Raw genomic sequence first — 20,116 nt, 5'->3', positions numbered from 1 at the left:
ACATGCTTAAGCCTTTTGCAGGTGTAAAGGTGTTAGATTTAACAGAAGGTGTTGCCGGTCCTTATGCAGCTATGATGTTAGGTGACCTAGGTGCAGAAGTTTATAAAGTAGAGCGTCCAGAAGGTGATTGGGGAAGAATTCTTGGAACGGTCAAAGATGGTTTTTCATCACAATATATAGCATTAAATCGTAATAAAAAAAATATATCTTTAAACACTCAATCTATTGAAGGTCAAGAAATCTTTAAAAAACTTGCTAGTTCTGTTGAAATTATTATTACTAGCTTCAGACCAGGTGTGACAGAAAAGTATGGCTTAGGTTATGAGGATATCAAAAAAATAACACCTAATATTATTTATGGTCGAATTAGCGGATACGGCTATAAAGGGAAAAATAAATTACTAACTGGTGTAGATACAGTTATTCAAGCGAATTCTGGCATTATGAATCATATTGGACCTACTGATGGTACGCCTTATCGAACAGGGTTTCCCATTGTAGATCATGTTGCTGCACGCGATCTAGTACAAGGAATCCAAGCAGCTTACATTACAAAATTAAAAACAAATCATGTAGCAGGACCAATTGATGTCAGCTTATATGCTACGGCAGCTGCATTACAAGCACAACAGTGGCAGGAATATTTTCTTAATGGAAAAGTACCACATAGAACTGGTAATTTCAATCCGGTAATTGTTCCTTCTGCAGTATATGAAACAAAGGATAATCGATATATTTCAATAGCTGTAGTCAGAGAAAAGCAATGGGAAAGATTTTGTGAAATGATAGATTTAGAAGAATTATTATCCGATGAAAGATTCCAATCAAATGAACTACGTTTGAAAAATAGAGTGCCTCTAGAGGGAAAAATAATTCAACAGATAAAATTAAAAACCCGGGAAGAATGGTTAATGCTATGTGTTAAAAATGACATTACACATGCTCCTGTATTAGATATGAACGAAATCTATCATTCGGATTATTTTGAAGCAATTCCTTTAACTAACTTTAGAATGAATAACGAAGTAATAAAGTCAATTGGAATGCCATTTGTTTATAATGGAGAGATTTATCAAGGTGAACAGGCACCACCAGTTAAGACAGGAGAAAATTCATTAGAAATTCTCAGAAGTTTAAATTACACAACAGAGGATATTGCAGCATTAGTAGAAAAAGGCATAATTGCAGTTTCTGATAAGGTGAAAATATGAAAATAAACGCCATGCTGTCTTATGGGGCCGAAGAATTTGTTCAAGAAGAAATACTGCTAGGTGAAATTGATTGTGATGAAGTATTAGTGAAAATAAAGGCAGTTGGAATATGCCATACAGATATTGCTTCAACAAAAAGTATTTATCCATTTACTTATCCGGTTGTATTAGGACATGAAGGAGCAGGTGTGGTTGAAAGAGTAGGTTCAGATGTTAAACATATTATACCGGGCGATCATGTAGTCTTAATCTATTCATTTTGTAATAGCTGTGAAAATTGCTTAGCCGGAAAACCTTATATTTGCGATGAATTTTATCGGTTAAATACTACTGGATATAGTAAATCCCACACTAAAAAAAGATTAACACTGAAAAATGGTGAGGAAGTATCTAATTTTTTTGGTCAGTCCAGCTTTGCAGAGTATTCAATAGTAAGCCAGCAGAGCTTAGTGAAAATTGATAAAGATGTACCGCTAGAATACCTTGGGCCCTTAGCCTGCGGAATAATGACTGGTTTTGGATCAGTAATTGAAAAACTAAAACCTAATGGAGGAGATTCTATTGCAGTATTTGGGTGTGGAGCTGTTGGATTAAGTGCCATCATTGCTAGCAAAATTATAGGATGTGCAGAAATCATTGCAATAGATGTGAATGACAGTAAATTGGAGTTTGCTAAAAAATTTGGTGCTACGAAAACGATCAATTCATTGAAGCAGAACTTAATACAAGAGGTTCAGAATATTGTTAGCAAAGGTGTTCATCATGTAGTGGAATCCACAGGAAATCCAACGATTATACAAAATGCATTAGATATTACTAGGCTGTCCGGTAAAGTCGTTGTCTTATCAGCCGTAAAAAAGGGGTTGGAAGTTTCTGTTGATTTTAAATCAATTCAGTCTGAACGAACATTAATGGGAACCATTATGGGGAGTGTTAATCCTCATACATTTATACCTAGATTAATTGATTGGTATAAACAAGGAAAGTTACCTTTGGAAGAGCTTATTACTTTTTATAAGCTAGAAGAAATTAATGAAGCTGTAAATGATTTAAATGAAGGGAAAATAGTTAAAGCGGTACTAACAATTTAGGAGGCTATCTATGAAGAATTTATTTATTAATGGAAAATGGCTATCTTCTGAATCTGGAGAGACATTGAAAGTCTATAACCCAGCTAATAACGAACTATTAAAAGAACTTTCTTTTGGTAATGAAACAGATGTGAAAAAGGCTATTGATGCAGCATATCAAGCATTTCCAGTATGGTCGAATATGTCACCAAACGAAAGATCAAAAATACTACGCAAAGTATCGGATTTGATAACTGAAAATTTAGAAGATTTAGCATTAACGATTACAAAGGAGACAGGTAAGCCAATATCAGAAGCTCGTAACGAAACATTACGTGCTTCCGAAAACTTCCTATGGTATTCAGAAGAAACAAAGCGAATTAACGGTGAAGTTCTTTCTTCTAATATACCAACTAAGCGACTAATTGTTGTGAATCAACCAATCGGTGTTGTTGGGGCAATTACACCTTGGAATATCCCATTGAATATGATAGCTAGAAAATTAGGACCAGCTTTAGCGGCGGGATGCACCGTAGTTTTAAAGCCAGCGGAAAGCACCCCACTTGATGCGATTAAAATGTTTGAGATTTTTGAAAAAGCAGGTTTCCCTAAGGGTGTCGTTAATCTAATTATCGGAAAGCCCGAAAAGGTGGGGGAGGAGTTCATTAATAATAGGAAAGTTAGAAAAATAACTTTCACAGGTTCGACTAGAGTGGGGAAATATTTGATGGAAGGTGCTTCTAAGCAAGTAAAAAATATTAGTTTAGAACTGGGTGGACATGCACCGTTCATAGTATTTGAAGATGCAGATTTAGATCAGGCTGTGGATTCCTTATTATTAACTAAATTCGGAAATAACGGTCAAATGTGTATTAGTGCAAATAGGATTTACGTTCAAGAAGCTGTTGTAGAATCTTTTTCTGCCAAGTTAATTGAAAGACTAGAAAAAATGAAAGTGGGCAACGGTGCGGAAGAAGATACTAAAATAGGTCCCCTAATTAATGAAAGCGCTTTAAATAAAGTACTGTCTCATATTGAAGATGCTAAAGATAAAGGGGCAAAAGTGTTGTACGGAGGCGAAAGACTGGTTGGAGGTGGATTAGAAGAAGGATTTTTCTGTAAACCAACTATATTAGTGGAAGTGAATTCAAAAATGAAAGTAGCCCATGAGGAGACTTTCGGTCCAGTTGCACCAATCATTTCTTTCAAGAATGAAGAAGACATTATTGATATTGCAAATAATTCCGATTACGGGCTGGCAGCGTATTTTTTCACTAAAAGTACGAAGAAAAGTTTTGAAGTTGCTGAAAAACTTCAGTACGGAATTATTGGTGTAAATGATGGCTGGCCAATTCAAATCCATACACCATTTGCAGGGCATAAAGAGAGTGGTATAGGTGTAGAAGGTGGAACATTTGCGGTTAAGGAATTTTTAACTACCAAACTGATTACGATGAATATTGAAAATTAGGGGGCAAACGATGAAAAGGTTCTTAAGTATGTTAATGGTATCTGCTGGAATTTTAGTGTTAGCTGGCTGTGGAGGAGATGACACAACTAAAGCATTAGGAAATTCTAAAGAGAAGGTCGATTTACGTATTAGTACAGGTTTACCAGATACACACCAATGGATGTTAGGGTACTTTAATCCAATGCTTGAAGAAATTAAAGAGTTGTCTGGTGATAAATTAGATTATACTCTTTTCACTTCAGGTGAACTAGTAGCTACTCGTGAAGAATTAGATGCATTAAACTCTGGAACAATTGATGTTGCCATACCACTGCATCCTATTTATGACCCTGAGCGGTTCCCTTTGTCTGAAATTACGATGTTGCCAATATTGGAATCAGATGTTCAAATCGCAACAGAAGCATTCAATAACTTATTTAAAGATGATGTCGTTTTAACAAATGGCAAAACATACGAGGAATATGTGTATGTTGATAAAGGAATAAAAGTATTCCCAATGGTATCTACATTCCCATATGTAATATCAACGACAAAATCAGAAATTAATTCGCTAGATGACTTAAAAGGGTTAAAGTTACGTTCCGGAGCTCGAGTACATGATCTATTTACAAAAAATATTGGTGCTTCACCGATTTCTTTACCATTTACAGATTTATATGATGGGCTAAGTAAAGGAACATTAGATGGTGCATTACTGGCTGTACCAGACTGGACTAGTTACGGACTTGAGAAATTATTTAATTATACAATCGAGGGGCTTAACTTAGGTCATTATTCGGCATTAACAACAATGACTATGAAGACGTGGGATTCTCTACCTTCAGAAGTTCAAAGTGCATTCGAAGAAGCAACTCAAAATCAGTTACAAGCTGGAGTTGATAACTGGATTAAAGTTAACGAAAATGTACGTGAAACATCAACGGGTAAATATGTAAATGTTAGTGAGTTAGAGCCAGAATTACAGACTAAACTTGAAGATGCTATTGCTAAAACTTGGACTGATTGGATCAAAACAGTTGAAGCAGCTGGACATCCAGCAAAAGAAGCAGCAATTATTTGGCGCGATTTGATTGTTGAAGCTGGCGGGAAAGTTCCTGATGCAGTAATGGATATTAAGTAACTATCTAAAGTGTAGACCCCTAATGGGGTCTACTACTTGAAGGGGAGATAAAATGGATGAAAATTTAGTCATTATAATTATTGGTGTTTTATTTCTTATCTTTCTAGCTTTAGGCCAAAATATTGCTAGCTTACTTTTATTTTTTGGGATTCTAGGCGTATTTTTATTAGATGGTTGGGGTACTATTGCTGGATTTATGGAAACAGGGACATTTTACCGAGTTGCAAGTTATACATTAACTACCATTCCTTTATATATCATTATGTCTCAATTTATTTTACATTCAGGACTAATCGAGGATATGTTTAAAATTATTAATAAGTACACAAAAGGTCGTTCAGGTATTTTAGGAACCTTAACAATTATCATTGGAGGGTTAATGGGTGCTGTTTCAGGATCCGGTGCTGCAACTGCTGCTACTTTAGGGCAAGTAGCAACACCACAGTTAACAAAGTATGGATATCCACCATATTTGGCAGCAGCTATTGCGGCTTCTGGTGGTTCACTTGCCGGATTAATTCCACCAAGTATTATTTTAATTTTATACGGATCAATTACACAAACATCTATTGGTCAGTTATTTATGGGTGCAGTATTCCCAGGAATTATCTTGGTTTTAGTATTCATTTTATACACACATTATTTATTATTGAAACATAGAAAGTCACTTAATAAGGATGGAATTAATTCTTCTAAGAATGTAAATCCGGAAGAGGTTGAAGAACTAGGATTAGGTCGTACCATTTTAGTTCTTGGTGTAGGATTAGTAGTATTTTCAGTAATATTTGTAGGGATATACTCAGGAGTATTTACTCCAAATGAAGCAGGAGGTATTGCTGCTGCTATCGCATTTATTACAGCATTAATTTTCAGAAAAGTGAATCGGGAGTTTATTAGAGTAACTTTTTCAGAAACAATTAAAACTTCAGGTATGATTTTAATGATTATGATAGGTGCTCAAATATTTAGTAAATTCATTTCATTATCACTAATTCCAAGAAAGTTAATTACTTTACTGGAACCTATTTTAGATATGCCAATACTCATTATATTAATTTTAGCTATTTTCTACTTTATTCTATTTATGTTTTTAGAAACTGCTGCAGCAATTGTAATGAGTGTCCCTATTACTTTCCCTGTTGCAATGGCAATAAATTTAGATCCAATTTGGTTCGGTGTATTTATCTGTATCATTTCGGTATTAGGCTTATTAACACCGCCAGTTGGTGTAAGTACGTTTATGGTTGCAAGTGTAGCAAAACTAAAAGCTGGGAGTTTGTTTAGAATTACGACAAAATATGCAATAGTCGGAATGGTAGTAGCGGGAATTTTAATTACAATTTTCCCTGAAATAATCACTTGGTTACCATCGAAAATGGAGTAGGAGGGATTAAATGAGTACATTTGATAAAGTATATAGTTACTTTGGAAAGGTAAAGAAAGTAACACTATTTATATCAGGTATAAGCATAGCCATTATGATTCTATTAATTTCTCTTGACGTTATATTAAGAAACTTGTTTTCTTATGGGCTACCAGGAAGTTATGAAATTACAGAAAGTATATTAATGCCAACAGTTATATTTTGGGGATTACTTGTAACCTATTCATCGGGCTCCATTCCAAGGTTAGATATGCTATCAACAAAACTAAACGGGAAAGCTCAGTTAATAGTAGGAATTATGATGATACTTATAGATATATTTATATATTCTACTATGGCTTTTTATGCTCTAAATCGAGCAATAACAGCAATGACTGATGGAGCTGCTATTTCTGCTGGAGGTACATTAATAAGTATTGCAATTATTTTTGCATTTGTTCCCATCAGCTTTTTGCTTGTCACAATAGAGGCTATCTTTATTCTAGTTAAATCTATTAAGGATAAAAAGGTTTATTATAGCGTTGATAATGAAAATGAAGCAATGCAAGAATAAAACTAAAAGTAATTGAGGTAGATAAAAAATGAAAACGAAAGCCGCGGTATTATATGAGGTTAATACAGAAATGCCATTTAGAAAATCTGTTCCGTTAAAAATAGAAGAGGTAGAGCTAATGGAACCAGGCATTGGTGAGGTAGTTATCAAAGTAATGGCAGCAGGTTTATGCCAGTCTGATATATCTGTAATAAAAGGAAGTATTGAAAGACCTTTGCCAATGATCATTGGCCACGAAGCAGCTGGAGTAGTTTATAAAACAGGAGAAGGTGTGACTGGTTTAAAGGCAGGTGATAAGGTCATTACTACGTTTATTCCATCCTGTGGTAAATGTATACCTTGCTCTGAAGGAAGACCTGGATTATGTGAGCCAGGTGTTGAATCAAATAAAAAAGGTGAACTATTCAATGGCGGGAAAAGATTTAATGTTAGAAATAGAGATGTGAGTACACATGTCGGGGTGTCAGCATTCTCAGAATATACGATTGTATCGGAGAATTCTTTAGTAAAGGTAGATACAGAAGTGCCATATGAAATACTTGCTTTATTTGGTTGTTCAGTAGTAACTGGAGTTGGAGCTGTTATTAACTCTGCCAAACTACAATTAGGTCAAACAATTGCTATTTTAGGATTAGGTGGAGTAGGCTTTAGTTCCCTACTAGGAGCTAAAGCAGCAGGAGCTTCTAGAATCATAGCAATTGATATTAATGAAAAAAAGTTAAATATGGTTAAGGAAATGGATCCATTAATTGAAGTGTATACACCAAGTGAAATTAAAGATAAAAACATACTAGTGGACTTAGCAGTTGAAACTGCAGGTGTTTCAGCCGCCCTAAAATTAGGGTTCGATCTACTGAAGCGGGGAGGAAGGCTTGTAACTACTGGGCTTCCAGGAATGCAAAATAAAATCGATATTCCAATTATGGAAATTACGTTTCAAGAAAAAGAGATTAAAGGATCTTATTTAGGGAGTTGTGTACCTAAAAGAGATATTCCACGATTTTTGAACTTATATGAGAAAGGTCTTTTAGATTTAGACAGGTTACTTTCCAAAACAATTCAGCTGGAAGATATAAATGAAGGTTTCGATGATTTAATGAGTGGCGAATATATTAGAATTGTAGCCAAAATCTAAAAGTTAATAAGGTGCATAAATTGATTGAATTAAAATTTAATGAATTGAAGACAGCATTTGAACAATCGGTATATTGGAGAAAATTAGGTCTTTTACATGACGATATTGAAATAGGATACTCCTCGATTAGACTGCCGATTTCAGAAGACAGTCTGAATATAAATGGTACTTTACATGGTGGAGTTATGATGACAGCTTTAGATATAGGTATGAGCTTAGCCGCTAGATCGCTAGGGATAAACAAAGTTTCAACCATTCAGCTTGAAGTAAGATTCCTTCAAGAAGTTAAAGCAGGTGAAGTGCTTATATGTTCAAAGGTAATTCATACAACAAGTAACACCGCAGTTATTGAAGGTAAGATAATTGATATTGATGAAAATCTATTAGCATATAGTACATCCACCTTTAAATTGTATATTGACTAGGGAAGTATTTCTAAGCAGGTATGAATAATAAATCTATTTTTATTATCAATACCTATTAATCGGCTACATCCAAGTTTATTACCGAATGGTACTCTAGCTTGAGTGTAGCTTTTTTAAAGGAGATACTTTTTATGAGGTAAGAATACTTACTATTCAGAAAATATAAGCGAGTTTTATAAATGATAATAGCTGAATTTCACTTATAGTTCGAAGTAATCAAGATTTGCATAATGGATGAGGTGATAAAATGAAGATTTTTAATACGGCACAAGAAGCTCTAGCAAAGGTTAAGTCTGGTGACACAATTATGGTAGGAGGATTTGGACTCATTGGTGCCCCGCTAACTTTAATTGATGGTTTAGTAGAAATGAATATAAATGAGCTGACGATAATTTCAAATAATCTAGGTGAGCAAGGTAAAGGGTTAGGTATATTGTTACAGCAAAAAAAGGTAAAAAGAGCTATTGGTTCATACTTCACAAGTAATCGTGATGTTGGTGATGCCATGCAATTAGGAGAACTTACTGTAGAGCTTCTACCTCAAGGAACTTTATCTGAATCCATTCGTGCTGGTGGAGCTGGTATCGGAGGCTACTATACAAAAACAGCAGTAGGAACCGAACTGGCAAATGGAAAAGAAATAAAGATAATTGATGGAGAACAGTATGTTTTCGAAAAAGCTTTAGTAGCTGATGTAAGTTTAATAAGAGCTCGAAAGGCAGATAAACTTGGAAATCTAGTTTATTATAAAACCGCCCAAAACTTTAATCCCCTTATGGCAACTGCAGCAAGGTATGTGATTGCAGAAGTAGAGGAAATTGTGGAAGTAGGAGAATTAAATCCAAACGAAATTACAACCCCCCACCTTTTTGTAGACGCTATCATCCTTGCAAAGAGAGTTTTAACTAAGGATGGGGTGAAGGAAGTTGGTTAATCACGTTCAGGAAATAATCGCTAAAAGGGCTGCCCAAGAATTAAATGATGGAGAAATAATTAATTTAGGAATTGGGATTCCAACATTGGTCTCTAAATATGTCAGTTCTAAAAACATCTTCTTGCATACAGAGAATGGTATGTTAGGGGTGGAAGAAGCAAATGAAGACAATATTGATCCCAATTTAGTAAACGCTGGTAAGTTACCTATTTCGGAAGGACTAGGTGCTTCTTATTTCAATAGTGCAGAATCGTTTGCCATGATTAGAGGTGGCCATATTGATGTAGCAATTTTAGGGGGATTGCAAGTAGACCAAAATGGTCGAATCGCCAACTGGGCAGTCCCTGGTAAAAATATAATTGGTGTAGGTGGGGCAATGGATTTACTAGTTGGTGCAAAAAAAGTAATAGTTACAACTACCCATACATCAAAAGATGGTCAAAGTAAGATATTAAAAGAGTGCACATATCCTTTAACATCAACGAGAAGTGTAGATTTGATTATTACAGAGTTAGCCGTGTTTAAACCAGTTAACGGAAAGTTACATCTTATTGAATTGGTAGGAGACACAGAGATAGAAACTGTTCTTCAAAATACAGATGCTGAGCTTGTTATTCCATTAAAATATGAATCAAACCTATTTTAAAGTGTATACCGTATTGGGGGAACTCGAGAGTAGTTTCTCTAAATAAGGAGGAATTTAATGCAAGAAGTAGTAATTGTAGATGCAGTTCGTACGGCAATTGGTAAAATTGGCGGTACTTTAATTAATGAGACGGCAGATTTATTAGCTGCTCATACTTTCACTGCGTTATTAGAGAGAAATGAAATTAAACCATCAGAAATCGATGAAATAATTTTGGGACAGGCTAAACAGAGTGCTAATCAATCTAATTTGGCTAGGGTTGCAAGCTTACAGGCAAATTTACCAATAGAAATACCTTCGTATACTATTCATCGTCAATGTGGTTCAGGTTTACAGGCTATTAATAATGCAGCACAACAAATTGCTATAGGAATAGCGGATGTGATTATTGCAGGAGGAGCAGAATCTATGAGCACTGCTCCATATTATATTAATGATATGCGGTATGGTAGAGGTGCTGGTAATGGAATGATATTAGATCCTAATACTGAAAGTCAACCAGGTTCACAACCTGCTGAATATGGGATTAAAACAATGGGCGAGACTGCGGAAAATTTAGCGGAAAAATATAACATAAGCAGATTAAGACAAGATGAGTATGCCTTTTTAAGTCAAAATAGGGCTAAAAAAGCAGTGGAAGAGGGCTATTTTAAAAAACAAATTGTACCTTATGAAATAAAAACTAAGAAAAACTTAATTCATTTTTGTACAGATGAACATCCACGTCTTACACCAATTGATAAATTAAACTTATTACAACCAGTATTTAAAAAAGATGGGACAGTTACAGCTGGCAACAGTAGTGGAAGAAATGATGGTGCTGCATCATTGTTAATTATGTCGGAAACTAAAGCTAAGAGTTTAGGTTTTAAGCCCTTAGTCAAAATAATTGCTCAAGCAGCTGCAGGCGTAGATCCAAGAGAGATGGGGATTGGTCCAGTACCTGCAACTTTAAAAGCTTTAATGCAAGTCAATCTGACAATAGACGATATTGATATTATTGAATTAAATGAGGCTTTTTCTGCTCAAACACTTGCAGTAATTGATGAATTAAAATTAGATATTGAAAAGGTGAACCCCAACGGTGGGGCAATTGCATTAGGACATCCAATAGGAGCGACTGGTGCGATTTTAATGACGAAATTAGTGCATGAACTTATTAGAAGTAAAAAGAAATATGGATTAGTTACACTTTGTATAGCTGGTGGGCTAGGGATTACTACAATAGTTGAAAACGTTTTTTCCTATGAATAGAAATAAATTTGAAGTCTTAAAATAAAAAAGTATTTGCTGTTTCCTCTAATTAATCTACATCCTACAAATGTTTTGGGGATGTAGATTTGAAAAATAGGGTTAACCTATAACCTCATGTCTTTCTCCATAATTTTCTTAATATAAAAAGGTAACTATATTCTAATTGAATTAATTCTTATGTAAGAGCAACCTTTTGCCTAAATTTCTCTAACTTATTATAATTAAGCGATTAGAAGTTAAAGGAGATTTTCAAATGAACACAAGATATAAAATTACACGCCATGATACAGAAGGCAATCCGACCCTCAAATTAGAGGAGTGCCAAAGCTTCTTTGCAGCAAAATCCGATTTCGAATACAGAGATTTCTATAGTGTTACTCAGGATGGCGTAAATATGAAGATTGACGGTCACTTTTTCATGTGGCAAGTTGAAGGCGTGGAAATACCGTTCCGATTTTTCGAAGATGAAATTTATGTAGCAATTTCACATCCAGCTGTTATGGAAAAAACAATGGAAGTAGCGCGCGGTATGGAAGCGAACTACATTGAAGGATAATTTATAACTAGGAAATGAAGGATTAGTTTCTACTAATGTTTCATTTCCTATTTTTTATGGAGTCCGAGAAGGAGGATTTCATTTAATAAAAGAGAATTACTTTTTAATCTTTAATTTGTTAGGGGCGGAGACTGATGGAGAAAATCGTATGGGTTAAGAGTAATATGCGAACAATCGGTGCTAAGGAAGACGATGGGTTAGCTACCGTAAATAAGTATTTGGAAGAGGGGTGGAAAGTGAAACATATTTCTGCCTGTGCTATGGGGGACAGCGTGGTTTTAGGGCAAGCGTATGTAGTTATTGAAAAGGAAGATAACTAGCCGAAAGAGCCTTAGCTAAACGGTAGCTAAGGCCTTATATTCCAACCTAACTACACTTCGCCGAAATCATTTTGAAAATACCGACGCCTGAAAGTTTCATAATCAGTTTTTCATTTCGTAAAAGATGCTTCTCCACAAAAATTGCTAAGTTGTCTATATTAAATTCCTCATAGTTATGTAAATCTTTCGGCTTTCCTAAATGGGTCATTAATTCCTGGACAGGGGGAGCACAGCAGGCATTCACTTGAATCATTTTTACAGAAACAGGCTTCCCTTTGGATTGAATCCATTTTTTCGCATTTGCATCAAGCTCTATATGCATCATAATCCCTCGCTTCCTTTAATTATATTTTAGTATATGTGCCGTAAAATGTTCTAATAAGTATGCACGAATTTCTAATAAAATCTAAAATGTACTAATAAAATTGAGATGTTCTAATATATGAAACCAACCTTCAAATATAAGTCCCCGATTTTCGAATATCTGTTCCAGAAGGTCTAATAAAGCACCGACATGGTCTAATATCGCGATAAATCTTCTAATATTCGTCCGTACAAGGCGATCCAAATAAAAAAAAACGAACTACACGAATAGTCCGTTACCTAAATCTAGATTTACAATGCCAAAATATTCTCAGCCAAAACTCGTTGAACCGCATAAATGTTCGTTGCTTTATTGAACTTCTTTTCAATCGGAACACTATTACCTGAAATCCAAATTTTCAGCTCAGCATCCAAATCGAATGTACCGGCTGTTTCGATAGAAAAGTTCGTTATACTTTTGTACGGAATCGATAAATACTCTGTTTTCTTACCAGTCATACCTTGTTTATCAACGAGTATCAATCTTTTATTTGTAAATATAAATGTATCTCTTATTACTTTAAAAGCATGCTTTACCGTTTCTCCACTCGTGATAATTTCATGCATATCCTTTTGAACATCTTCCGTTTTTAATTCACTTGCATTGCCCATCAAACCGTCAAAAATACCCAATATCCTCACCTCATCTTTCTATAGTTTATAATATTTTTCACAACATTCATCCAAGCTATACTCGTACATTTATGTAAACAAAAAAGAACACGAAAATTATCCCGTGTTCTCAGTAAGTATCAATACTATTTTCTAGTTGTTGTCGTTTCCCACATAACCTTCAGCCAAGCGTCAAATTGAGCGCCCTTTTCACCTTCGTATGTGTTGTAAATATCGCTACGCATTTTTTCTAATTTTACCTTGAAGTCCTCGTATGTGTGGTCAGCAGGTAAGCTTTTCTTAATACGTTTGAAAATTTTGCGAAGATCTTTAAATAGATCGCCTTTAGGTGTTTCAGCAGTTTCTACTTCTTGACCCATTTTCTTCAAGTGACGAGCTGCTGCATCGCGAACTTTTGTTACTAAATCCGATTTTGCTACATATTTAAGGATCTTAATTGTTTCATCCGTTTTATATTTCGCTAATTCCTGGACCGCATTTAAACGTTCTTCCCAGTCTGCTGTTCTGTTGACAGCCTTCTTTAGCTCACTGAAATTTTCAGGTAATTGTTGTGCTGATTCTTGTTTTTGTTGATTCATTCTGTTATCTCCTTTGTCAATGCCTTACTAGCAATGATCTACTTTACCCATTATAGCATGAAAGTGAAGTATTTACCTGTTGCAACGGATTGCCGGACGAGGTACCCTAAATTGACTTTCAAATAAAGCCTTTAATTGTTCTAATATGTTGCGCAATTCTTCTAATAAAAATCGGATTTTCTAATATAAGTTTAAATTGTTCAAATAAGTGTCCGAAATGTGCTAATAAAGACCGCAGATGTTCAAATATCCAGCACAACTCTTCTAATATCCGCACAAATTGTTCTAATAAAATCCCAACCCTCATCCACGAAATTCCAACCTATTTCAGTTACACTCTTAATAGAGATTTTGTAAAGGAGGAATACAAATGTTTGAAAATAAAACAGTCGTTATCACAGGTGCAGCGCAAGGAATCGGTCGCTCGATTGCGATTCATTTTGCACAAGCCGGGGCAAATGTCGTTATTGCGGATATTGAGCATGACTTAGGTGTCCAACTAGCAGGAGAACTCCAAAAAGAGGGCTATACTGCTATCTTTATAGAAACGGATGTACGCAGTGAAGAAAATGTTCGTCAAACGATGGAAATGGCAGAAAACCGTTTTGGCGGGCTTCATATTTTAATTAACAATGCCGGGAAAGGGAAATGGGTTTCACCACTCGAATTATCATTAGAAGATTGGGATGATATCATCCAAACGAATTTGCGCAGCGTCTTTTTATGTTCGCGTGAGGCAGCAAAATTCATGCGAAATGGCGGGGCAATTATTAATATGGCGTCAACCCGTGCAGCGATGTCCGAGCCAAATTCTGAAAGTTACGCAGCATCTAAAGGTGGGATTGTGGCACTAACACATGCACTAGCAAGTTCATTCAGTGAATTAAATATAACCGTAAACAGCATTTCTCCAGGCTGGATTGAAACAGGAGACTACGATGCACTCAGACCGTCTGACCATTCACAGCATCTTTCAAACCGCGTCGGCAAACCGGATGATATTGCGCGTGCATGCCTGTATTTAGCAAACCCGGACAACAATTTTATAACAGGTACGAACTTAACTATTGATGGTGGGATGACAAAGAAAATGATTTATGAAGAATAATAGATAAGTCAATTCATTGACAGCAATGCGCTTTCCTTCAAAAGGAACAGCGCATTTTTAGTGAAAGCGTTTCCTATTGGTTCTATTATCGTATTTTGACAGAACTCTCTGTATTTTCTGATTTAGTGGTGGTACATTAACAATGATAAATTTAGGGAGGGTTGCTGATATGAAAATTGTAATCGTACCATCAGGGTTTAAAGAATGTTTGGACGCAGAGGAAGTAGCTTCAGCAATGGAACGTGGGGTCAGGCGTTTCGATTCGACCGCTGATTTGGAAGTGATACCTATGATCGATGGCGGAGAAGGATTTGTGAAGACAATTGTCCGTTTAAAGCATGGGGAACTGATTTATAAAAAAGTAACTGGGCCTCTCGGTAAGAAGATAAAGAGCTATTTTGGTATTTATGAAGAGGATGGAAAACGGACTGCGGTAATTGAGATGGCGGCAGTAGCCGGTTTAAAGCTAGTCCCGCGTAATCAAAGAAACCCATTAAAAACGACTACATACGGTGTAGGGGAACTCATCGTTGCAGCGCTAGATATGGGAATTGACAATATTCTGATTGGCTGTGGGGATTCGGGTACGTCTGATGGGGGTGCAGGAATGGCACAAGCATTAGGAATTCAATTTTTAGATGAAAAACAGCAAATCGTCGAGATTAATGGCGCAGAAGATTTAATGGCTGTGGATACCATTGTGACGAAAAATAAAGATCGACGGTTAAAGGAAGTTTCAATTAACGTAGCATGTAACTGGAAAAATATTTTATGTGGGGAAAAGGGGGTTGCACATATATTTGGACCCCAAAAAGGAGCCACTCCAAAACAGGTGAAAAAGTTATCATACGCGCTGGACCATTATGCATCTTTAATCGAAGAAGCAACAGGGCTGGATGTACGTTCATTACCTGGCAGCGGGGCATCCGGAGGGTTAGGTGCTGGACTAATTGGGTTAGCGGGCGCTACATTACATCCGCGATTCGATATCATTATGAAGTATATCAAGATTGAAGAGAAAATTTCGACAGCGGATATTGTATTAACCGCAGAAGGCACCCTGGATTTCCAAACGCCGAACGGTAAAATTCCAGCGGAGGTTGCACGAATAGCGAAAAAAAATAATATCCCGGTCATTGCCATTACAGGAACAATCGGAAAAGGCGCAAATCTCAACTATCATGCGGGGATTGATGCATATAGTAGTATCATTCAAAAACCAACATCATTGGAAAATGCGATTAAAAAGGCTCCAAAATGGATTGAAGAAAGTATAGAGGCTATATTACGAAAAGTTTCGATTGGCATGGAAATTGCCAATAAAGAGCATAGGAAAGAAAGAGTCTACTAAAATGACAAATCCAATAGAGAAAACAAAGATCCAATTAATGCCGAAAAAGACACTGCTTATTATTGCTATCCACATCCTCATAATGATTGCGGTTATTTCTATTAATGATTTGAACTACAGTGCAAAGGTAGCTCTATTTGCATTCCTATCTGCAATGATCTTATGGGTTACAACCAAATTTTCAGCCGGCTGGGTGGCAATCTCACTCATAGCGTTTATTATTTTAATGAATGCAGCAGAGCCGGATTTGTTATATAACTCCTTATCCGAGAAAGTCGTATGGCTGATGATTGGGGCTTTTATTATAGGGGAAGCCGTAAAAAAATCTGGATTAGCCGAGCGATTATCGCTTTTCATCCTAAGCAAGTCGAATCAAAAAGACAATGTCGTTCTTGGGCTAAGTTCTGTATTATTCACTTCTGCTTTTTTTATTCCCTCTACATCAGGAAGAGCGGCTTTATCTATGCCGATTATTAAACAAATTAGTCAGAAGTTTTCGCCAAAGGAGCAAAGTGTGCTGGCGATTATCGCACCTGTCATTATTTTAATGAGTACATCAGCTACATTAATCGGCGCAGGCTCCCATTTAATCGGAATCGGCTTTCTGGAAAGTACGGTGGGTGAATCCATTTCCTATATCAAATGGTTAATATGGGGTGTTCCGTTTGCATTGGTTGTGACGATTATATCCTTACTCGTTATTAAATGGCTGCTGTGGCCGCGTGATGGCGAAAGGAAAATAGAAAATGTCCAACATGAAGAAAAAATCATAACAAGAAAATTTCAAAATGATGAAAAAAAGACGATGATTCTTATTTTCTTTTTAATCATCGGGTGGATGACAGAAAGTCTTCATGGGCTGGATATTGAATTGATTACAGTGATCGGTGCCATTATCTTTATGATGCCGAACTTCGGAATTATTAGCTGGAAGCAAGGTATGAATGCTGTTTCATGGAATTTAGTCGTATTTGTAGCTGCAGCAACCGCGCTCGGCAAAGTATTGGTAGATACGGGGATCGTTAAATGGATGGAAAATGAAATGATTGGTGTGCTGCATTTATTTGTCGGTGCTCCGGATTGGCTGATTGTGCTGATGATTCTAGTTGTTACTGTAACCAGTCATTTGTATATTACTTCACATACGACACGTGCCATTGTTTTTATTCCAGGCTTAATCATATTCAGCGAATTAATCGGAGTGAACTCTTCAACCGTCGTTTTTTTAAGTTTAATCGGGATGAATTATTGTGTCACAGTACCGGTCAGCTCAAAAGCATTGCTGCTATTTTATGAAGAAGGAGAAATTTTCTATGATGCGCGTAATCTAGTAAAGCTTAGTGTGATATTAATGCCCCTTTATATACTTGTCATCATGCTATTTTATTTTTCATATTGGCAGTGGACAGGAATGCAATTATAAAACAATGTAGAATGCCATTTCCTTTTAGGGGGAGATGGTGTTTTTTGGTATAACGAGTTACCGGTCGCTTCCAAAGCCTCCATTGTATCAGCCGTAGTAATCTAGGCGCTTTCCTTCAAAAAAAGGAACAGCGCCTTTATATTGTTTACATAATGATTAAAGCATCACACATCCTAAAAAGAGGAGGTGTGAAAAAATGAAGGAAAATGAAAAACAAAAGACAATACAGCAAATAGAAGAGGTGCTTGGCTTTTCACAACATGACAGTGAAGCATTACTTGTACAAGCAACGGAAGTACAAACAACAGATATCATTCCTATAGATACTGTAAAAGCACATGACGAAGTAGATAGTACACCAACAAGATTAAATAATCAGCATGCAGAAAATACTTCGGCAATTTTAGGGCGAAATGCACCTAGATAATCAGGTATAACGATATTATGCCAGTTCCCAAAGTTGCTAATACACAAATCAAAAAAAGCGACCGTCACAAATATTGTGGCGGTCATTTGACTATAAGGAATATAGAGCGTTAATCACTGTGAAAACAAGCATAATCAATGTAACCCCGCAGAAAATTTCTGCAAAATGGACGAACATTACCTTTTCAGTACTTAACGCACTTTTCCGGAAACCAAACAGATCGCCATTATGAATAATATAAATAAAAGTACTGATTACCATTAAGGTAGACATTAAAAATGAAATCATTGGAAGTGAAGTAACATAGCGCACATTACCTCCTGTTTCCATATAAAACGGAACGTCCCACGCTTTACTCCATACAAAGCTTATAATGACAAGGATGTAAATAATAAGTGAAATGTTAAACGGATGCCTACGATAATCAATTAAATCCAGCAGTTTCTTTGTTTTCCCTTTAAATTGTAAATTAACTTCTTCAAGTCTATCTTCTTTCAATAAATAAACAAAACCCGCTAGTACGATGCCTAGAAATAAATACAGCTTAAGCAGCCCGAAAAGCAAATCCAAGCTATAAAACGCTGCAATTACTAATGGAATAAGTATTATACCTGTAAACCATTTATTCGATGTACCATTAGCATGAAGCCATTTATTTAAAGTGTCCCGGTAATCCTTTTGAAATACCTGTTCACCGTCATGGTAAGTAGATAATTTACTTACTATAAAAGCACAAACGACAAGAGCTAACCCAATCCCGAATGCAATAATGGAAGCTTTCGGATAGATTGATACCTGATCATAATTAAGAATGATCCAATTCCCGCTAAAGGCGACAACTAAAATTCCTAAAAACATAATAAACGAAGATAAATTTCTCAATTTGTCACCTCCATGATCCTTAATACTTTTAATCTACGATAATATTACATAAATTGTTTCACATTATTTTATCACAATGCCTGAAACCCTTAATACATAAGGTTTTCGGGCATTTATATTTTTAGTTTTCGCTACCTGAATACTTTTGTCGGATGTGTAAATTTAAATACTGTAGGAAACAGTTAGCCCGATTCATGTTATTTCCTTTTAATGGTTTTTTGAAAACCCATTGTCCTTATAAATTTTTAAAAAAGGATAAATTTTCTTGCCAAAACTGACATTAAATTTATTATTAGGTCTTTATTAGCGAAAATAATAAGGTCCTTGACGGTGTTGGAAGTTATCGCTATCATTGCTAGTATAATCAATTGATAATGATTATCATTATTGATTGGTGGTTGATAATACAATCAATCATTTTTTACATATAGCTTCAAATGAGAAAGGAAGAGTTATGATTTGAATTTTCAAGAATTGAAAGGAAAAGTTGCACTTGTCACAGGGGGAGCCCAAGGAATTGGTAGAACCCTTGTCGAGAGTTTGGCTACACAAGGTGTAAAAGTGGCAGTTGTAGATTATAACGAGGAACAATTAAATCTTCAGATAAAACGTTTTAAGGAACAAGGCGTCGAGGTATTCGCGTTTCCAGCAGATGTAGGGGATAGTATTGCAGTCGATGCAATCGTAGAAGAAGTGGAAAGGAAAATAGGGCCGATTGAAATGCTCGTAAATGTTGCCGGGATACTGTCTAGCGGTCCTATTCAGTCATTTAGTGACCAGGATTGGGCGAGAACATTTTCGATTAATACGACAGGTGTTTTTAATGTTTCAAGAGCGGTAAGTCGTTATATGGTTCGAAGGGAAAAAGGAACTATCGTAACAGTCGGCTCAAATGCTGCCAGTGTGCCGAGAATCTCGATGGCAGCGTATGCGGCATCAAAGGCAGCGACGGTTATGTTTACAAAGTGTCTAGGTTTAGAGCTTGCAGAACATGGCATTCGCTGTAATATTGTCTCTCCAGGCTCAACTGATACGGACATGCAGCGCTCTCTTTGGACGGATGATAATGGAGCTGAAATGATGATTAAAGGTATGCCTGACAGTTTTAAAGTAGGGATTCCGCTGAAAAAGATTGCACAGCCACAAAACATTGTCAGTGCTATTTTATTTTTCCTATCTGAACAATCTAGCCATATCACAATGAGCAATCTAGTCGTAGATGGAGGAGCAACTTTAGGGGCTAGTTAAGTCTGTTCTTTGAATTCTGAATAG

22 protein-coding genes are annotated in these 20,116 nt (G+C 36.0%); 18 read left to right on the top strand and 4 right to left on the bottom strand.

The genetic code is table 11. The features are described 5' to 3' along the window. The first annotated feature begins 2 nt into the window (after window positions 1-2). From NYE67_RS15845 to NYE67_RS15785, 13 genes are all read left to right on the top strand, one after another. On the top strand, window positions 3-1,211 hold the full coding sequence (locus NYE67_RS15845; RefSeq protein WP_340730470.1) for a CaiB/BaiF CoA transferase family protein: 1,209 nt from the start codon (window positions 3-5) through the stop codon (window positions 1,209-1,211). Continuing rightward, entirely contained in the window at window positions 1,208-2,302 is a 1,095-nt protein-coding gene (locus NYE67_RS15840) for an NAD(P)-dependent alcohol dehydrogenase (protein WP_340730469.1), read from the top strand. The genes NYE67_RS15845 and NYE67_RS15840 overlap by 4 nt, the downstream gene beginning before the upstream one ends. Before the next feature lie 10 nt (window positions 2,303-2,312). Beyond that, window positions 2,313-3,752, top strand: a complete 1,440-nt coding sequence (locus tag NYE67_RS15835) for an NAD-dependent succinate-semialdehyde dehydrogenase (protein ID WP_340730468.1) — start codon at window positions 2,313-2,315, stop codon at window positions 3,750-3,752. Between the two features lie 10 nt (window positions 3,753-3,762). Further along, window positions 3,763-4,872, top strand: coding sequence for a TRAP transporter substrate-binding protein (locus tag NYE67_RS15830; protein WP_340730467.1), 1,110 nt, complete (start codon window positions 3,763-3,765; stop codon window positions 4,870-4,872). Between the two features lie 52 nt (window positions 4,873-4,924). After that, window positions 4,925-6,256, top strand: a complete 1,332-nt coding sequence (locus NYE67_RS15825) for a TRAP transporter large permease (protein ID WP_340730466.1) — start codon at window positions 4,925-4,927, stop codon at window positions 6,254-6,256. 10 nt (window positions 6,257-6,266) lie between these two features. Beyond that, the gene (locus NYE67_RS15820) at window positions 6,267-6,809 is read left to right on the top strand and encodes a TRAP transporter small permease (RefSeq protein ID WP_340730465.1); all 543 of its coding nucleotides are present in this window, start codon (window positions 6,267-6,269) and stop codon (window positions 6,807-6,809) included. Window positions 6,810-6,837: 28 nt separating this feature from the next. Next, window positions 6,838-7,944, top strand: a complete 1,107-nt coding sequence (locus tag NYE67_RS15815) for an alcohol dehydrogenase catalytic domain-containing protein (protein ID WP_340730464.1) — start codon at window positions 6,838-6,840, stop codon at window positions 7,942-7,944. Between the two features lie 20 nt (window positions 7,945-7,964). Then, window positions 7,965-8,369: a PaaI family thioesterase gene (locus NYE67_RS15810; protein ID WP_340730463.1), complete on the top strand. Its 405-nt coding sequence runs from the start codon at window positions 7,965-7,967 to the stop codon at window positions 8,367-8,369. A gap of 247 nt (window positions 8,370-8,616) precedes the next feature. Further along, window positions 8,617-9,303 carry a CoA transferase subunit A gene (locus tag NYE67_RS15805; protein ID WP_340730462.1) on the top strand — a complete coding sequence of 229 codons (687 nt, stop codon included), beginning with the start codon at window positions 8,617-8,619 and terminating at the stop codon, window positions 9,301-9,303. Next, window positions 9,296-9,949, top strand: coding sequence for a 3-oxoacid CoA-transferase subunit B (locus NYE67_RS15800; RefSeq protein ID WP_340730461.1), 654 nt, complete (start codon window positions 9,296-9,298; stop codon window positions 9,947-9,949). Before NYE67_RS15805 ends, NYE67_RS15800 begins: the two co-directional genes overlap by 8 nt. 57 nt (window positions 9,950-10,006) lie before the next feature. Then, window positions 10,007-11,203 carry a thiolase family protein gene (locus tag NYE67_RS15795; RefSeq protein WP_340730460.1) on the top strand — a complete coding sequence of 399 codons (1,197 nt, stop codon included), beginning with the start codon at window positions 10,007-10,009 and terminating at the stop codon, window positions 11,201-11,203. Window positions 11,204-11,456: 253 nt separating this feature from the next. Continuing rightward, window positions 11,457-11,759 carry an excinuclease gene (locus NYE67_RS15790; protein WP_340730459.1) on the top strand — a complete coding sequence of 101 codons (303 nt, stop codon included), beginning with the start codon at window positions 11,457-11,459 and terminating at the stop codon, window positions 11,757-11,759. A 134-nt stretch (window positions 11,760-11,893) separates the two neighbouring features. Beyond that, the gene (locus NYE67_RS15785; protein WP_340730458.1) at window positions 11,894-12,079 is read left to right on the top strand and encodes a hypothetical protein; all 186 of its coding nucleotides are present in this window, start codon (window positions 11,894-11,896) and stop codon (window positions 12,077-12,079) included. A 46-nt stretch (window positions 12,080-12,125) separates the two neighbouring features. Here NYE67_RS15785 and NYE67_RS15780 read toward each other — a convergent pair whose 3' ends face one another. From NYE67_RS15780 to NYE67_RS15770, 3 genes are all read right to left on the bottom strand, one after another. Further along, window positions 12,126-12,404: a CC/Se motif family (seleno)protein gene (locus NYE67_RS15780; RefSeq protein WP_340730457.1), complete on the bottom strand. Its 279-nt coding sequence runs from the start codon at window positions 12,402-12,404 to the stop codon at window positions 12,126-12,128. A gap of 290 nt (window positions 12,405-12,694) precedes the next feature. Further along, window positions 12,695-13,075, bottom strand: coding sequence for a PH domain-containing protein (locus NYE67_RS15775; protein ID WP_191703741.1), 381 nt, complete (start codon window positions 13,073-13,075; stop codon window positions 12,695-12,697). Between the two features lie 125 nt (window positions 13,076-13,200). Then, a complete protein-coding gene (locus NYE67_RS15770) occupies window positions 13,201-13,653 on the bottom strand; it encodes a HEAT repeat domain-containing protein (RefSeq protein WP_340730456.1) in 453 nt (150 codons plus the stop codon). Between the two features lie 370 nt (window positions 13,654-14,023). Here NYE67_RS15770 and NYE67_RS15765 point away from each other — a divergent pair, with 370 nt between their 5' ends. From NYE67_RS15765 to NYE67_RS15750, 4 genes are all read left to right on the top strand, one after another. Beyond that, the gene (locus NYE67_RS15765; RefSeq protein WP_340730455.1) at window positions 14,024-14,761 is read left to right on the top strand and encodes an SDR family NAD(P)-dependent oxidoreductase; all 738 of its coding nucleotides are present in this window, start codon (window positions 14,024-14,026) and stop codon (window positions 14,759-14,761) included. 169 nt (window positions 14,762-14,930) lie between these two features. Continuing rightward, window positions 14,931-16,112: a glycerate kinase family protein gene (locus NYE67_RS15760; protein WP_340730454.1), complete on the top strand. Its 1,182-nt coding sequence runs from the start codon at window positions 14,931-14,933 to the stop codon at window positions 16,110-16,112. A 1-nt stretch (window position 16,113) separates the two neighbouring features. Then, entirely contained in the window at window positions 16,114-17,535 is a 1,422-nt protein-coding gene (locus NYE67_RS15755) for an SLC13 family permease (RefSeq protein ID WP_340730453.1), read from the top strand. Between the two features lie 196 nt (window positions 17,536-17,731). Next, the gene (locus NYE67_RS15750) at window positions 17,732-17,962 is read left to right on the top strand and encodes a cAMP-binding protein (protein WP_339213729.1); all 231 of its coding nucleotides are present in this window, start codon (window positions 17,732-17,734) and stop codon (window positions 17,960-17,962) included. 90 nt (window positions 17,963-18,052) lie between these two features. Here NYE67_RS15750 and NYE67_RS15745 read toward each other — a convergent pair whose 3' ends face one another. After that, a complete protein-coding gene (locus NYE67_RS15745) occupies window positions 18,053-18,844 on the bottom strand; it encodes a nucleotidyltransferase (protein WP_340730452.1) in 792 nt (263 codons plus the stop codon). Between the two features lie 459 nt (window positions 18,845-19,303). Here NYE67_RS15745 and NYE67_RS15740 point away from each other — a divergent pair, with 459 nt between their 5' ends. After that, window positions 19,304-20,092 (top strand): 2,3-dihydro-2,3-dihydroxybenzoate dehydrogenase, encoded by a 789-nt coding sequence (locus NYE67_RS15740; protein ID WP_340730451.1) that lies wholly within the window; start codon window positions 19,304-19,306, stop codon window positions 20,090-20,092. The last annotated feature ends 24 nt before the right edge of the window (window positions 20,093-20,116 follow it).

Origin of the sequence: Solibacillus sp. FSL W8-0474 (assembly GCF_038004065.1) — a bacterium.
In the GTDB taxonomy this organism is placed as follows: Bacteria; Bacillota; Bacilli; order Bacillales_A; family Planococcaceae; genus Solibacillus; species Solibacillus faecavium.
This window is presented reverse-complemented; position numbering and strand designations above follow the sequence as displayed.